Here is a 14,748-nt window from a genome sequence, read left to right as displayed (position 1 = left end):
AAAATAGGCCTTTTTTTGCATAGAGAGGTACATAGGCAAATGGTACGAGAAGGATGGCTTAATGTGAGGATCGACGGATTTAGACAAACTTCGACATGGGCTATAATGGGAACAAGTCCAGAGAAAGGAGGAACGCAACAAAAATCACCACTGACACCAAGATCGACAACCAGGAGGTACCATCATGAAACGAAGCATGGCCATCATCGCAATGAGTGCAATTCTACTTACTTCTTATACTTCGCTGCAAGGACAAACGGCGGCAGCCGCCTCGTCTTCACAAAGCTCGGTTTCCGGGCATATCGAAAGCACGGTGAATTTACGCAACAAGCCGTCGCTATCCGGCAGCGTTATTGGTTATGTAAAAAAGGGATCGGATGTAACGGTTATTGAGCGGACAAACGATTATTTCTATAAAATAAAAACTCCCGAAGGAGTTACCGGATATATCAGTGCTTCGCCGCAATACTTAAGCGTTGGCGCAGGGACTTCCGTTGCAAACGGCGGACAAGGCCAGGGAACTTCGGCGGTCGTCAAGTATGGCGTCAATCTCAGAACACAGCCGTCCACTTCCGGAAAAGTGCTCGGCATGCTCTCGAAGGGGACCAAACTCACGATTTTGGAAAAGAGCAACTCTTCCTTTTATAAAGTTGTAACCGAAAACGGAAAAACGGGTTACGTCAGCACATCATCCAAATATTTGGAGATTAACGGTAGTGTGCCTTCATCCGGCGGACCGGTCAACACATCGCCCGCTCCCGCTCCGGAATTGCCGGCATCTCTCCAGGCGAAGGTGGAGAAGGTGATTCAGGCCGGGAAGAAATACCTCGGCACACCGTATGAATACGGTTCGAGCCGCAGTACGACAGCGACGTTCGATTGCTCCGACTTCACGCGCCAGGCTTACAAAGATGCGCTTGGGATCGTCTTGCCTCCGGATTCGCGTCAGCAAGGGACGTATATTCGCAACAACGGTACGGCCGTTTACGACATCGCGAAACTGAAGCGGGGGGATCTGGTCTTTTTTATGAGCTATAAAGGATCGTCGGCTTCGGCTTACGCAGGCAAAGACCCGAATAACGAGCGCATTACCCATGTCGCTATTTATCTTGGCGGAGGAGAATTGTTGCACACTTACTCCAACAGCTCGGGCGGGGTTCATGTCGATAAGCTCGACGGCTCCTGGGTACACCGGTTTCTTTATGGCGGAAGCGTTTTGAAATAAACGGTCACCCGTCACAGAAACGAATCGCTCCGCGGAAAATAATTCGTTATCTTCCGCGGAGCGATTTTGTTTTAACAGCGTGTATTATGGATAAGTAGGTACATATCCCGGCAGATAAATCCATGCTTTTCCGAGCCAAGTGTAAATTTCTACCCAGCTGTCGAGGATTTGTCCGGTCGGATGAACGTCCTGTGGGGCTAACGCGCTTAGTGTTTTACCGTTCGGGCCGTCATAAAAATAAGTGATTTCAGTCAGTCCGATCGGGTTTGGAGCAATGATGACATCACTGGCCTCGACGATCGGTTCCTCGACGACCGGAGCTACCGGATCGGTCACGGGATCCGCCGAAGCGGCGGTGGCGAATGCGGCGGCAAGCACTACGGACGCGGAAAGAGCTGCAATTTTCTTCATGTTTATTTCCTCCCTGTAAAGTATTAGAATGTGTTCGTATACATCTAATAAACAGTCAAGCAAGCCCAGAATCATTTTTTGCAAAAAATACTTGACAAATGATTTGAGAGGAGTGACGGGTGGATGGGAAAACGCAGGCTGGCCCTCGGATTTGTCCTCCTGCTGCTGGTCGTACTGGTAACCGCCGCAGTGCTATATATCAGGCCTTCCGAGCGTCTGGACTTGGACTACACCGAGATCGATTGGGGAGCGAAGGTTCGCGAGATGATCCGGAACGAAAATCCGGAATTAACGATAAACGAGCAAGAGTTCAATCAATTGGCCAAAAAAGGATTAAGCGAACGTATTGCCGAACACGAATTACCCGTGGAGATTAAAGGGGCGAATTTCAATTTGGACGGAAATCGTCTCGAAGCCGATTTGAATGTCTCCTGGGGAGCGATAGAAGCAGCAGTACAAGTAGGATATATTATGGAATTTGTTCCGGAAACGGAGAGGCTCTCGCTGACTCCCGAATCGATGTCCGTACGCGGGATTCGACTCCCTCCCGAACGTTTCGGCTTGGAACCGATCGACATTGATCTCGGCAGCGCTTTGCCGGATATGGTGAAAGTGGAAGGGATGCAGTTTTCGGGAAACGAGATCAAAGCAAAGCTGGCCATCCATTTATCGGGAATTTCCGATTATTTGCGAAACTTTATAAAGTAGGGCACAAAAAAAGAACCCCGCTTCATGCGGGGTTCTTTTTTATGACAGTTCCATCATTTCGTCCGTTGGTCTTAGATGGATTGTTTATAATGATCGTCTTCTGCCCGTAAAGAGCGAGATGACAAACAGGACGAGAAAAATGAAGAACAGTACTTTTGCGATCGATGCCGCGGCCGCCACAATATTGAAAAATCCGAAAATCCCGGCGATCAAAGCCACGACGAGAAAAATCAGAGACCATTTTAACATGGCGATCATCTTCCCTTCATAATTAATTATTGTATAGTGTTATTGAGGAGCCCAGCGAGCGGTGTCGCTTGTAGGTTTCATTAACCCGGGCCTTTTGGCTTGAAACAAAGGCTTTTTCGTCCGTGGCCGGGGCGGCCATCGCCATTGTTTCGGGTCTAATTGCTTAGGGTAACTATGAGATATCGAATGAGATATCGAAGTAAACCGTACAGAAAGAGAGGGAAGCGGTATGATTTGGGAATTGAGCGTGGCACTCATTGCCGTGGCATTTGCGGTACTCGTCGTTTTTCTGATCAAAACCTTGAAAGCTGCCGAAAAATCGCTGGACAAAACGACCCAGACGCTTCAAGAAGTTCAGAAAACGATCGATGAACTAAGCTATGAGGTGAAAAATGTGGTCAGACAGGTCAACGGGATTACGGGGGACCTGCAGCATAAAATGGAACAAATTGATCCGGCCCTGGAAACGGTTAAAAATGTGGGAGATGTGCTGAATGAGGTTACCCTTGCGGCCAAGCAGGTTTCGACGGCGCTGATCGACCGGATTAAAGCTCCGAAAAGCAATAAGCCGTCCGGTGTACAGGCGCCAAAAGCGGTCGTTCACCCGCAAGAAGGAGGACAAACCTTCGCTTCCGTTCATGACGGGGATGCCTCTTCGCATAAACCGTCCCCCGGATGGGTGAAATGGGTGGATATTGCCGCAGGCGTCTGGCAGAAATACCGCTCCTAACGACAAGCGGGTGAGCCGGGGAGCAGGGATCATCGGAAAGGCGGGATAACGGATGATAAACACGCTGCTGTTGCTGTTGGGACTGACAAATCCCTTTGCCGTCGGGATCCAGGATACTTACGGACTGCCTTTGCAGTCCGCATTCCAACCGGCTCTTTGGCTCGCTCCGGTCGAAAGACTCGAAACTTTCGACACGCTGGGCGGAATCTCGCTGGAAGACGATATGGAACGGGTTTTGTCGAAAAAGGGCGAACCTCAGGCTATCGAAAAAGATCGGTATACCGGTTATACCGAGCTTCATTACGGAAAATTAACGGTGGGAATTTATGAAGATTTGGTTTATTACGTGCATATGGACCCGCCTATAAAGCAAGTCACGCTTAATGGAATTGCGGTTCCGCTTGAAGAAACCGGCCTTGCAAAATATGTAGGCGAACCGGATTTTATCGCTGAAGACGGCGATGTATATATTCGGGGATCCGCCGCATTGAAGGTATATAAGGATCCGGGTACGGGTCAAATTACCGGAGTGGATTTATTCGATGACGCGGTATCGTAAATTAATCCATAAGCTTTTATATTTAAAAAGTTTCAATCCCCGAGAACCGGGGTAATAAATACGAGGCAAGGAGGCGGTGTCATGGAAACGAATAACAAAGCTTATGCCAAAATCGTCCAAAACGGGGTTCAGGCCGTTGAAGCCGTAAATGAGCTTCATGCTGCCGGATATACCGCTGAAAATATATTTGTCTTGGCCCACGATCAGGACCGGAGCGGGCGGATCGCGGAAGCGGCGGATGCGCATGAGGTCGGAATCAAGGAAGAAGGTCTCTTTACGGCGATCGCCAACTTGTTCAGATCGCGCGGCGATGAACTTCGGGCGAAGATCGTTTCTTTCGGTTTTACGGAAACCGAGGCCGCTTTCTATGAAAAGGAGCTGGATCTCGGAAGAGTATTGATTATCGCGCGAAGAACGCCTTGATGCGGACTTTTGGGCGCTCTTGGACAATTGAATGATCCGGGGTACATTCAAACATAGATAAGGAATGGGACAAAGACTCCCATTCCTTATCTATGTTTTTGAAACGATTGCAAAACTTGACTGATCACCCGGTATTTTGTCATTTTTTGACGGTGAACTACGCACAAAAAATGTTATCCTATATTAAAAGAAGGATTTCGCCATATTTCACGAGGTTAAGGAGAGTTTTATGAGAATTCTAATCGTTGACGACAATCCGACCAATATCATCATCATTCGGGAAATATTAAAAAAGGAAGATTATCGTGACACCGTTGCGGTATCGTCCGCGCACCAAATGTTTGAGAGGCTGGGAATCGATGCGTCAGGGAAGGCCGCGGAATCGGCGGTGTCCGACATCGATCTGGTTTTGCTGGATATGATGATGCCTGAAATGGACGGAATCGAAGCATGCCGGCATATTCAACAGTATGAAAATTTAAAGGATATCCCGATCATCATGGTTACGGCGGTGGGGGATTCCAAGAAGCTTGCGGAAGCTCTGGACGCAGGCGCGGTTGACTATGTGACGAAGCCGATCAACAAGGTGGAGCTTATGGCCAGGATCCGTCTTGCTTTACGCTTAAAGCAGGAGAAAGACTGGCACAAAGAGCGCGATCAGCGAATTCAGGAAGAATTGAAGCTCGCCGCGTTGATTCAAAATGCCGTGCTCAGTTCTCCGATCCGGGATCCTCTTTTTGAAATTGACGCCATATATAAGCCTTCCTATGAATTGGCGGGCGACTTATACTCCTGGTACCCGCTCGGTGAGGGAAGGTACGGAATCATTCTCCTCGATATGATGGGTCATGGCATCTCATCATCGTTATTCTGCATGTTTATCGCCTCCGTCATGAAAGATACCGTCAGCACCTATGTCGAACCCGAAAAAGTGATCCAGGAATTAAACCGGAGATTCAATCAGTTGTATATCGACAGCCAGTTGGTCCAGTATTATTTCACCGCGATATATCTGGTTGTGGACACGCGTTACCGGAAAATCGATTACGTGAATGCGGGCCACCCCCCTGCGCTTTTTTATCAAGGGACGAGCGATCCGGTCAGATTGAATTCGGTTTGTCCTCCGGTCGGGCTGTTCGACAAAATCGAGGCTTCCGTACAGACGATTAATTATGAAGGAAGCGGCCACCTCGTTCTTTATACGGACGGGTTGACGGAAGCGGTGGAAGGAACCCAGGAAGAGCAGCTTTACTGGTTGGAACGCCAACTGGCGGGAGATCATGATTTCCGTAAGGATGAAATGGAGCGTCTGTTGTTCGACGAAGGAGTGCCCCAAGAGCGGGAAGATGACAGATGCCTGGTATGGATTACATTGAAAGGGGAGGACGGCGCTAAATGAAAATCCGAAACAAGCTTATGATCGGATTCAGCGCATTGCTGTTAATCCTTCTGGTTTTGACGGTGACAAGTTACGACCGGCTCAAGCTGATGAAAGATGAGCTGGATAACATATCCGCGAATAAATATTTCATCATCAAAAACGCGACCGGCATGCGGGGAGATTATAACGATATCGCCCGCATAGTAACCAACATGCTGCAGAAACAGGATGCCGATTATACGGCTTCCCAGCAGGCGCATCTGAGCGCTCTTAACGAATCGGCGGAAAACTATTATGAGCTGATTAAAAGCAAAGCGGTGACAGCCGAGGAAAAACGGATGCTGAGCGTTACGGATAGTGCGATCTATGAGTTTAAGAACTATTATAACCGGGCTTTGGAGCTGATCAATGCCGGGGATTTCGCAACCGCTAACGATTACAGGCTTTCGACAGGTCAAGCCGTGCAGGATGCGCTGCTCAACAATCTCAACGAAATGCGGGATTATTATAATACCGAAATCGAGGAAACCGTGGCCGGTGCGAGCGAAGCTTACGACCGTTCCATTCAATTGACGATCCTGATTATGACGGCCGGGCTGGTTCTCGGGTTGGGAATCGTGCTGTGGGTTCTTCCGAGCATCTCCAAGGGACTGAACACGGTCAACGCGATGATGAGCCGGTTCGGTAAAGGCGATCTCGAAGGGATCCGTTCGATTCCCGTACAGACCAAGGACGAGATCGGAGAGGTGGCATCCGTCTTTAAAGAGCTGGCCGAAGACCTCCAGGAGAAGCAGGAAGCCGAGAAGCAATATTTGCAGCAGCAGAAAAACCAGTCCTGGGTCGCATCCAATTTGGCCCAAACTACCGAACTGCTGCGGGGAATCCATTCCCTGGAGGAAATCTCTCAGAAGTTTATCAGCGAGTTTACGCCCGTGCTTGGAGCGATGTACGGTGCGATGTATATCCGTAAAGAGGAGCAAAACCCGGATCTCCTTTACCTCGCGGGAAGCTATGCCGGCAACGGCATGCTGAAGACTCCGGAAACGTTCAGAATCGGCGAGGGGCTGATCGGGCAGGCTGCGATGGACAAAAAGCCGATTACCCTGCGCGAGGCGCCGGTCGATTATATTTCGGTGCGCTCCGCTCTCGGACAATCCACGCCGGGGCATATCGAAATTTATCCGGTTTCCTTTGAAGACGAATTGCTGGGCGTGCTCGAATTCGCAAGCTTCGATCCGTTCACGCCTCTTCAGGAGGAATTGATGTCGGAGCTCGCCGCGAGCCTTGGCATGATCCTGAACAATATTAACCGCCGCCTTCGGGTAGAAGAGCTCCTGCGGGAATCCCAGGCATTGACCGAAGAACTTCAGGTACAATCCGAAGAGCTCCAGACGCAGCAGGAGGAATTACGGAGATCCAACGAAAGCATGGAAAAGCAAACCGCCGCGCTCAAGCGTTCCGAAGAGCTGCTGCAAAGGCAGCAGGAGGAATTGGAACACTTTAATACCGAACTGATCGCCAAAACCCGGGCCTTGGAAGAACAGGTTCAGGAAGTGGAAGAAAAGAACATCGAGATTGAGAAAACCAAAAGCGAGCTGGAACGCCATGCGGCGGAGCTTGCGGTCACCAGCAAATATAAGTCCGAATTTTTGGCGAATATGTCTCATGAGTTGCGCACGCCGCTTAACAGCTTGCTGATCTTGTCGCAACTGCTTTACGAGAACAAGGAAAGCAATCTGACTCCGAAACAGATTGAATATGCGCAAACGATTCATATGTCCGGCGCGGATTTGCTGAAAATGATCGATGAAATTCTCGATTTATCCAAAGTGGATGCCGGAAAAATGGAAATTAACCGGGAGCATGTCAAGCTGGATGAGCTTGGCCGGTTTGTGGAACAAAATTTCGGTCCGGTTGCCCAAAGCAAAAATATCGGCCTGCGAATCGAGCTTGACGAATCGCTGCCGGAAGATATTATGACGGACGGCCACCGGGTCAAACAAATTTTGCGAAACCTGCTGTCCAACGCCTTCAAGTTTACGAATCAGGGCGAGGTGTCGCTGACCATCGGAGAAGCTTCGCCGGCTCGTTTACCGCGAGGGCTCGACCCTTCCGAAGAATATTTGGAATTCGCCGTAAAGGATACGGGTATAGGCATTCCGGCAGACAAAATGGATATTATTTTCGAAGCGTTCCAACAGGTGGACGGGACGACGAGCCGGAAGTACGGCGGAACCGGGCTGGGCTTGTCCATCAGCCAGGGATTGTCGAAATTGCTTGGCGGCGTGATCGACGTCAGTTCCGTGGAAGGACAGGGCAGCACCTTTACCTTGTATTTGCCGAAGCACGCACCTTTCGGCCTGTTCGTGGCCGACCAGGAAGCGGCGGTGACAAAAGCTTCGCCGGCTCCGTATTTTACGAGGGGCGGGTATGCGAATCCCGCGGAAGAGCCCGTTTTGCAACCGAATCCGATCGAGGATGACCGGGCCAATCTCGGCCCGGATGACAAGGTCATGCTGATCATCGAGGATGATGTTCAATTCGCGAAAATCCTGCTGGAGATGTCCCGGAACCATGACTTCAAAACATTGGTCGCGGTACAAGGCGATATCGGCTTGCAGCTCGCAAGAGAGTATATTCCTGATGCGATTATCCTGGACATTCAGCTTCCGGTTATGGATGGTTGGACGATCCTGAATGAATTGAAGAGCGATGCGAAAACGCGGCATATCCCGGTACATGTCATTTCCGTCGTGGAAGAGGCAAAACAGGGACTGATGATGGGGGCGATCGCCTTCCTTCGCAAGCCTTCGAGCAGGGAACACCTGGAGCGCGCGTTCTCCCAAATCGAATCATTCACGGAAAAGACGCTCAAGCACCTCCTCGTGGCGGAAGATGACGATGTCCAGCGGAATTCGATCATCGAGCTGATCGGTCACGACGACGTCGTGATTACCGCGGTTTCCACCGGCGCCGAGGCGCTTCAGGAACTGCGCAAGCACCATTATGACTGCATGGTGCTGGATTTGATGCTCAGCGACATTACCGGCTTCGATCTTCTGGATCAAATCCGGGATGATGAGGAACTGAACGATTTACCGATCATTATTTATACAGGCAAGGACCTCGATAAGCAGGAGGAAATGCGGCTCCGGAAGTACGCCGAGTCGATCATCATCAAGGATGTGAAGTCTCCGGAACGTCTGCTGGATGAAACGACGCTCTTCCTTCACCGCGTCGAGGCGGATTTGCCGGAAGACAAACGGCGGATTTTGCAAAAGCTTCATAATAAGGAAGAACTGTTCGAAGGCAAAAAGATTTTGCTCGTTGACGATGATGTAAGAAATGTGTTCGCCTTGTCCAGCGTTTTGGAAGGTTACCGCATGAGCGTGGTTTATGCCGAGAACGGAAGAGAGGCTATCGAATATCTGAAGGAGCATGGCGATTTCGACATGGTTTTGATGGATATGATGATGCCGGAAATGGACGGTTACGAAGCGATGCGCCGGATCCGGCAAATGCCGGAATACGCCAAACTGCCGATTATCGCGCTGACGGCCAAGGCGATGAAGGACGACCGTTCGAAATGTATCGAGGCAGGCGCATCCGATTATGTGAAGAAACCGATCCAGACGGAGCAATTGCTGTCATTAATGCGGGTTTGGTTGTATTCGTAAACCGAAAGAACGGGTATAAATAATTAACCCTCCGGGTTGGCGAATGCAATGCTTTTTTAGATGATCTTATCGGAGTTGAACTGAACTTATGACACCTAGCGATTATACGGATTTACCGGATATAGATGCGTACAACCAGCCGGATGAAAGCGAGCGTGAACTGCTTGAGATCGAGCTGCTGCTTGAAGGAGTTCACCGGTTGTACGGATACGACTTCCGCAATTATGCTCTGCCTTCCTTACGGAGGCGTATATGGAACCAGGTGCACGCCGAACAAGTGAAGTCCATTTCAGGGCTTCAAGAGAAGGTGCTCCATGACCGGGATTGCTTCGAGCGCCTGGTATACAGCATTTCGATTCCCGTAACGGAAATGTTCCGGGACCCGTCTTTGTTCCGGACTTTCCGCGAGAAGGTGGTTCCCATTCTGAGAACATATCCGTATATTCGCATCTGGCATGCGGGCTGCTCAACCGGCGAGGAAGTTTACTCCATGGCGATCCTGCTGCATGAGGAGGGTCTCTATGAGAAATCAAGAATTTACGCTACCGATATGAACGGAAAATCGCTTCAACAGGCGAAAGAAGGAGTCTTCGGAATACAAAAAATGAAGTTGTATACGAAAAACTACCAGGAAGCGGGGGGGACCCGATCATTTTCCGAGTATTATACAGCGAAATACAATTCCGTGATCTTCCAGCCGTTTTTGCGTAAAAATATGATCTTCGCCGAGCATAATCTGGCGACGGATCAATCGTTTAATGAATTCAATGTTATATTTTGCCGGAATGTCATGATCTATTTCGACGATACGCTGCGAAACCGGGTTCACTCCCTGTTTCACGGAAGCCTGAGCCATTTCGGCGTACTGGTGCTGGGGGCCAAGGAGTCGATACATTTTACGGATTATTCCGATTGCTATGAGTCTTTGGACCGGGTGGAAAAGATTTATCGTAAGATCAAATGAAGGATGCGGGAGGATTCGATGAACGCCCAGGAACCGATTCATATCTTGCTGGTAGATGACCGTCCCGAGAACCTGATGGCCTTGGAAGCGGTGCTTGAAAGTGAACAATATAATCTGGTCAAGGCGACTTCGGGGGAAGAAGCGCTTAGATATTTATTGAAGGAAGACTTTGCCGTTATCGTACTGGATGTTCAGATGCCCGGGCTCGACGGAATCGAGACCGCCAAGCTGATCAAAGCCCGGGATAAAACCAAGGATATTCCGATCATTTTCATCTCCGCAAACAGCAAAGAAGCGGAGCACTTGTTTGCGGGATATTCCGCCGGGGCGATCGATTACATGGTAAAGCCGTTCATTCCGCAAATTTTAAGGTCGAAAATCGAAGGCTTCGTGGACATGTATCTGACCAACAAGCGACTGAAAACCCAAAGCATGCTGCTGCATCAAAAAACGCTTGAGCTCGAGCGGATCAACGAGGAACTCGTCAAGGCCAAAGAGGCAGCGGAAATTGCGGCAAAAGCCAAGACGGAATTTTTGGCGATGATGAGCCACGAAATCCGGACTCCGATGAACGGGGTCATCGGCATGATCGACCTGCTTCTGGAAACGGAGCTGCAGGGAGAGCAGCAAGAGTATGCGGAGATTATTCGCGGCAGTGCAGATACCCTGGTGACGATCATTAACGATATTTTGGATTTCACGAAAATGGAGTCCGGCAAAATGGAACTGGAGGAAAGCCCGTTTGAATTGCGTGCCACGATCCAGGAAGTCATCAGTTTATTTTCGCTCGACGCCGGCAAAAAGGGCCTTGAGCTTGTATCTTTTATCGATGAGAATATTCCGGCCGTATTGTATGGCGATATGGGCCGGCTACGTCAAGTGCTTATCAATCTAATTGCGAATTCGATGAAATTCACCGACCAAGGCGGCATTTATCTTGTCGTGACCAGCAAGGAAGCGGATGAGGTCGGAAAATATATATTGGAATTTACGGTTAAGGATACGGGGATCGGCATCGCTCCCGAGAAAATGGACCGGCTGTTTAAGCCTTTCTCCCAGCTGGATTCGTCGATGACCCGAAAGTATGGCGGGACAGGCCTGGGACTAGCGATTTGCCAAACGCTGGTTCAAATGATGGGGGGATCGATCCGCGTGGAGCCCCTTGATGAAAAGGGGGCGACTTTTGTTTTCACGATTTGCGCCAAATCATATGAGGATAGCAGCGGGGAGTTGGTATGCCCGAGTCAAGAGCTGCTATTGTCGGAGAATACCGGACAAACGGAACGCGCCCTTGTGGTCGACGATCACCCCGTTAATCAGCGCCTGATGATCAGCATGCTCCGCAAGCTGGGGATGGAGACGTCGGTAGCGGAGCATGGGAGCCAGGCTGTGGAAATGGCTCTTGCACATGATTATGACTATATTTTTATGGACCTGCAGATGCCGTTAATGGACGGGCTGGAAGCAACCCGGCGGATTCGCGAAGGCCTGAGCGCCGGCAAACGGCCTAGAATCATTGCGATGACCGCCAATGTGATGGAGGGAATCCGGACGAAGTGCCAGCAGGCGGGGATGGATGATTATATCAGCAAACCGCTGAAGCTGGAGTCGGTGAAATCTATTTTATCCAAATACGGAGCCGGTCTTATGACAAAAACTTCAGTTCACTGATTTGATTCAACCTCCCCTTTGTCGGGTTATTTATAAAGAAAACATATTTCAGGAGAGAATGTCTATGAATACGAATAAAAATGAGAAGTTTACAGCTACGTCGCAAGTGGAGAACGGGACTTGCACAGTCTATTTACGCGGTGAGTTGGACTTGTCCGTTGCTCCTGATTTCCGCCAGGTGATGGAGCCGCTCGCGCTCAATGAGAAACAGGACCTGGTGATCGATTTGAGAGACTTGAAATACATCGATAGTACGGGAATCGGGATTTTGCTTTCGATTCTGAAGACAAGGCACGGAATGCAAGCGTCTTTCTCCGTAAAGGAAGTGCCCGAGCAAATTCAAAAGCTGTTTGAAATGACCGGTATCGCAAAGTTTTTTGCCCCACAGGAGAATCCCCAATAAGGAAAGGAAAGAGTAATATGATTGACGAGGTTCAGAAAGTAGTAATCAGTTTGCCGGCCGATGCGGAGTATGTCGATATTGTCAGGTTAAATCTTTATGGGATTGCTTCCAAAATGGGATTTACCTATGAAGATATTGAAGATATGAAAGTGGCTGTATCGGAAGCCTGTAACAACTCGGTTTTGTATGCCTACAAGGAAACCAACGGGATGATGGAAGTCATCTTCGAGATCATCGGCGACGTTTTGTCCATTACGGTCAAAGACGAAGGGGAGAGCTTTGAATCGTGGGGGGCGGCCGGCGAACGCCAGGCACTGCACGATAAGGAATTGAATGAAGCCCAAATCGGCGGGCTTGGCTTCTATCTCATGCAGGCGCTTATGGATGACGTGCATGTCGAGAACGAAGCCGGCAAAGGAACAAAGGTGGTAATGACTCGCCGTCTGGCGAAGAGCGAGGAGAAGGTATGACGGATAAAATGACTCCCCCCGAGTCGATGAATGAATCCACCAGCCTGATCTGGGAATATCAACAAACCAAGGACAACGAAATTGCCACCGTCCTGATACAGAAATACGAGCCGATGGTTAAAATGGCGGCCGGAAAAATCGCGCGCAACCGCCCCGACCTGTACGAGGATTTATACCAGGTAGGACAAATGGCGCTAATCCGTCTGCTGCAGCAGTACGATATCGAAATGGGAATCCCGTTCGAACCCTATGCGATGAAAAGCATGATCGGTCATATGAAGAATTTTTTGCGGGACAAGTCCTGGTATATCCAGGTGCCTAGAAGAATTAAGGAAAAAGGCGCGCTAGTACAACAGGCGATCGACGAATTGACCGTCAAGCTGGAACGTTCGCCCGATGTAAAGGAGATTGCGGACTATCTTGAGCTGTCGGTCGAAGAGACGGTCGAGGTGCTTGCGGGAAGGGAATGCTATCATTACGTGTCCCTCGATTCTCCTTTGTCGCAGGAGGAAAGCGCGGCTACGCTCGGCGAATTGATCAGCTCGGAGGCCGATGACTATGATACCGTCGAAAAAAGGATGGATTTGCAGCAGGCTTTGAGCCAGCTCAAGGAACAAGAGCAGCAAGTCTTGTTGCTCGCCTTTCAGGAAGGGCAATCCCAGCGCGCAATCGCCCAAAAGCTGGGGGTATCCCAGATGAGCGTATCCCGGATCCAGAAGCGCGCAACCGAGAAGCTGAAACAGATTATGTCCAACTCCAACTCGGTTACTTGATGAATCGAAGGAAGGATAGCTTGAGCATGAAATGGAGGTGCCTGTCCCGTGAACAACTTGAGAACGATGCGGGTTGAGCGGAGCGATCCGGAATGGACCTGGACGGATTTCGAGATCGGAGATTGGGACGGGCCGGAAATGCGGCAATTGGCTGAAGATCATCCTTCTGCTGCGGACTGGCTCGACATGTTGCCGGACGCCGAGGCCAGTTACTTGTCCGTAAGATTTCCGGACGGCAGGGAGCCGCTTATATTCGGCTCCCTGCTTTATTCGGTTCAGAAGGAAATCAAGGAAGGGGCGAAAGATTGCGCGATCATGCATTTTCTGATCACAACGACACGTCTCGTTACGATCAATCTTGACGCGAATACAAGGGACGTTCTGAATCATCAGGACCATATGGAAATGTTGAGATCGTGCCGGAGACCGATCGACGGTTTGTTCGTGTTGACTCGAACCATTCTGCATTATTTTCATACCGGGATGGATCACTTTGAGCGGAATTTACGCCGGGTGGAAGAGATCATGAAGAAACGGAACCGAAAGCACTTGATGGATCAAATTTTGAACGCGCGTTTTGAGCTTGTTTACTGGTCCAATTTGTTTATTCCTTTTCTGGAGCTGGTTACGGCTGCCCGGGAAGCCTATTTGGAAGAAATGGATGAGAGCGTGCCGTTTAAACGATTTGTGTACCGCGCGGAGCGGATGGGCGAATTGCTGACCCATTACGAGAAAGAAATCGACACCTTAATTTCCATCGATGATGCCGTTTCGGCATTCCGCGGCAACGATATTATGAAAACGTTGACGATTATGACCGCCGTCTTTACTCCCGCAACGGTGATCGGAGCAATCTGGGGGATGAACTTTGATTTCCTTCCTTGGGTCAAACTTGGATTTGCCGGCTTTTTGCTGATTACCGGACTGACGTTGATTTCGACGATCGGATTTTATATCTGGATCAAGGCGAAGGGATGGACGGGAGATTTGCTGGAAGTGGGAAAGGAAGATACGAACCTGTAATAGAAATGGCGAAATGGATCAAGAGCATCCACCGGAAGTCGCGTAACATGACGGATGCTCTTGTTTTCGGTAGGACGCCAT

Annotated in this window: 15 protein-coding genes; 13 read left to right on the top strand and 2 right to left on the bottom strand. The window is 49.8% G+C overall.

Annotated features, from left to right (window positions below; translation table 11 throughout):
- The first annotated feature begins 184 nt into the window (after nt 1–184).
- Entirely contained in the window at nt 185–1,225 is a 1,041-nt protein-coding gene (locus ACSFXJ_RS21865) for an SH3 domain-containing protein (protein ID WP_435922445.1), read from the top strand.
- A gap of 84 nt (nt 1,226–1,309) precedes the next feature.
- Here the strand turns inward: ACSFXJ_RS21865 and ACSFXJ_RS21860 are convergent, their stop codons facing one another.
- Nucleotides 1,310–1,636, bottom strand: a complete 327-nt coding sequence (locus tag ACSFXJ_RS21860) for a hypothetical protein (protein WP_435922444.1) — start codon at nt 1,634–1,636, stop codon at nt 1,310–1,312.
- Nucleotides 1,637–1,759: 123 nt separating this feature from the next.
- Between ACSFXJ_RS21860 and ACSFXJ_RS21855 the strand changes: the two genes are divergently transcribed.
- Entirely contained in the window at nt 1,760–2,344 is a 585-nt protein-coding gene (locus ACSFXJ_RS21855; protein ID WP_435922443.1) for a hypothetical protein, read from the top strand.
- Nucleotides 2,345–2,428: 84 nt separating this feature from the next.
- Here ACSFXJ_RS21855 and ACSFXJ_RS21850 read toward each other — a convergent pair whose 3' ends face one another.
- Nucleotides 2,429–2,593, bottom strand: coding sequence for a DUF1328 domain-containing protein (locus tag ACSFXJ_RS21850; RefSeq protein WP_435922442.1), 165 nt, complete (start codon nt 2,591–2,593; stop codon nt 2,429–2,431).
- 229 nt (nt 2,594–2,822) lie between these two features.
- On the opposite strand from ACSFXJ_RS21850, the gene ACSFXJ_RS21845 reads away from it, so the two are divergent.
- The 11 genes from ACSFXJ_RS21845 to ACSFXJ_RS21795 all read left to right on the top strand — a co-directional run bounded on the left by ACSFXJ_RS21845 (nt 2,823) and on the right by ACSFXJ_RS21795 (nt 14,667).
- The gene (locus ACSFXJ_RS21845) at nt 2,823–3,323 is read left to right on the top strand and encodes a DUF948 domain-containing protein (RefSeq protein ID WP_435922441.1); all 501 of its coding nucleotides are present in this window, start codon (nt 2,823–2,825) and stop codon (nt 3,321–3,323) included.
- Between the two features lie 52 nt (nt 3,324–3,375).
- Entirely contained in the window at nt 3,376–3,882 is a 507-nt protein-coding gene (locus ACSFXJ_RS21840) for a hypothetical protein (protein ID WP_435922440.1), read from the top strand.
- 81 nt (nt 3,883–3,963) lie between these two features.
- Complete coding sequence (locus ACSFXJ_RS21835) at nt 3,964–4,305, top strand: general stress protein (protein ID WP_435922439.1); 342 nt, start codon at nt 3,964–3,966, stop codon at nt 4,303–4,305.
- 229 nt (nt 4,306–4,534) lie between these two features.
- The gene (locus ACSFXJ_RS21830; protein ID WP_435922438.1) at nt 4,535–5,704 is read left to right on the top strand and encodes a PP2C family protein-serine/threonine phosphatase; all 1,170 of its coding nucleotides are present in this window, start codon (nt 4,535–4,537) and stop codon (nt 5,702–5,704) included.
- The gene (locus tag ACSFXJ_RS21825; protein ID WP_435922437.1) at nt 5,701–9,363 is read left to right on the top strand and encodes a response regulator; all 3,663 of its coding nucleotides are present in this window, start codon (nt 5,701–5,703) and stop codon (nt 9,361–9,363) included. The genes ACSFXJ_RS21830 and ACSFXJ_RS21825 overlap by 4 nt, the downstream gene beginning before the upstream one ends.
- A gap of 88 nt (nt 9,364–9,451) precedes the next feature.
- Entirely contained in the window at nt 9,452–10,327 is an 876-nt protein-coding gene (locus ACSFXJ_RS21820; RefSeq protein ID WP_435922436.1) for a CheR family methyltransferase, read from the top strand.
- An 18-nt stretch (nt 10,328–10,345) separates the two neighbouring features.
- Nucleotides 10,346–11,998, top strand: coding sequence for a response regulator (locus ACSFXJ_RS21815; protein ID WP_435922435.1), 1,653 nt, complete (start codon nt 10,346–10,348; stop codon nt 11,996–11,998).
- Between the two features lie 64 nt (nt 11,999–12,062).
- Nucleotides 12,063–12,401 (top strand): STAS domain-containing protein, encoded by a 339-nt coding sequence (locus ACSFXJ_RS21810; RefSeq protein ID WP_435922434.1) that lies wholly within the window; start codon nt 12,063–12,065, stop codon nt 12,399–12,401.
- A 17-nt stretch (nt 12,402–12,418) separates the two neighbouring features.
- Entirely contained in the window at nt 12,419–12,871 is a 453-nt protein-coding gene (rsbW, locus tag ACSFXJ_RS21805; RefSeq protein WP_435922433.1) for an anti-sigma B factor RsbW, read from the top strand.
- Nucleotides 12,868–13,644, top strand: coding sequence for a sigma-70 family RNA polymerase sigma factor (locus tag ACSFXJ_RS21800; RefSeq protein WP_435922432.1), 777 nt, complete (start codon nt 12,868–12,870; stop codon nt 13,642–13,644). Before rsbW ends, ACSFXJ_RS21800 begins: the two co-directional genes overlap by 4 nt.
- 66 nt (nt 13,645–13,710) lie before the next feature.
- A complete protein-coding gene (locus ACSFXJ_RS21795; protein ID WP_435925832.1) occupies nt 13,711–14,667 on the top strand; it encodes a magnesium transporter CorA family protein in 957 nt (318 codons plus the stop codon).
- Nucleotides 14,668–14,748 lie beyond the last annotated feature (81 nt).

Origin of the sequence: Paenibacillus salivarius (assembly GCF_051307165.1) — a bacterium.
Taxonomy (GTDB): Bacteria; Bacillota; Bacilli; order Paenibacillales; family Paenibacillaceae; genus Fontibacillus.
The sequence above is the reverse complement of the archived record's forward strand: the minus strand, read 5'-3'. Positions and strand labels throughout refer to the sequence as shown.

Coding starts and splice junctions, on each gene's coding strand:
- ACSFXJ_RS21865 (WP_435922445.1), top strand. CDS start 185: ATGAAACGAAGCATGGCCATCATCGCAATGAGTGCAATTCTACTTACT.
- ACSFXJ_RS21860 (WP_435922444.1), bottom strand. CDS start 1,636: ATGAAGAAAATTGCAGCTCTTTCCGCGTCCGTAGTGCTTGCCGCCGCA.
- ACSFXJ_RS21855 (WP_435922443.1), top strand. CDS start 1,760: ATGGGAAAACGCAGGCTGGCCCTCGGATTTGTCCTCCTGCTGCTGGTC.
- ACSFXJ_RS21850 (WP_435922442.1), bottom strand. CDS start 2,593: ATGTTAAAATGGTCTCTGATTTTTCTCGTCGTGGCTTTGATCGCCGGG.
- ACSFXJ_RS21845 (WP_435922441.1), top strand. CDS start 2,823: ATGATTTGGGAATTGAGCGTGGCACTCATTGCCGTGGCATTTGCGGTA.
- ACSFXJ_RS21840 (WP_435922440.1), top strand. CDS start 3,376: ATGATAAACACGCTGCTGTTGCTGTTGGGACTGACAAATCCCTTTGCC.
- ACSFXJ_RS21835 (WP_435922439.1), top strand. CDS start 3,964: ATGGAAACGAATAACAAAGCTTATGCCAAAATCGTCCAAAACGGGGTT.
- ACSFXJ_RS21830 (WP_435922438.1), top strand. CDS start 4,535: ATGAGAATTCTAATCGTTGACGACAATCCGACCAATATCATCATCATT.
- ACSFXJ_RS21825 (WP_435922437.1), top strand. CDS start 5,701: ATGAAAATCCGAAACAAGCTTATGATCGGATTCAGCGCATTGCTGTTA.
- ACSFXJ_RS21820 (WP_435922436.1), top strand. CDS start 9,452: ATGACACCTAGCGATTATACGGATTTACCGGATATAGATGCGTACAAC.
- ACSFXJ_RS21815 (WP_435922435.1), top strand. CDS start 10,346: ATGAACGCCCAGGAACCGATTCATATCTTGCTGGTAGATGACCGTCCC.
- ACSFXJ_RS21810 (WP_435922434.1), top strand. CDS start 12,063: ATGAATACGAATAAAAATGAGAAGTTTACAGCTACGTCGCAAGTGGAG.
- rsbW (WP_435922433.1), top strand. CDS start 12,419: ATGATTGACGAGGTTCAGAAAGTAGTAATCAGTTTGCCGGCCGATGCG.
- ACSFXJ_RS21800 (WP_435922432.1), top strand. CDS start 12,868: ATGACGGATAAAATGACTCCCCCCGAGTCGATGAATGAATCCACCAGC.
- ACSFXJ_RS21795 (WP_435925832.1), top strand. CDS start 13,711: ATGCGGGTTGAGCGGAGCGATCCGGAATGGACCTGGACGGATTTCGAG.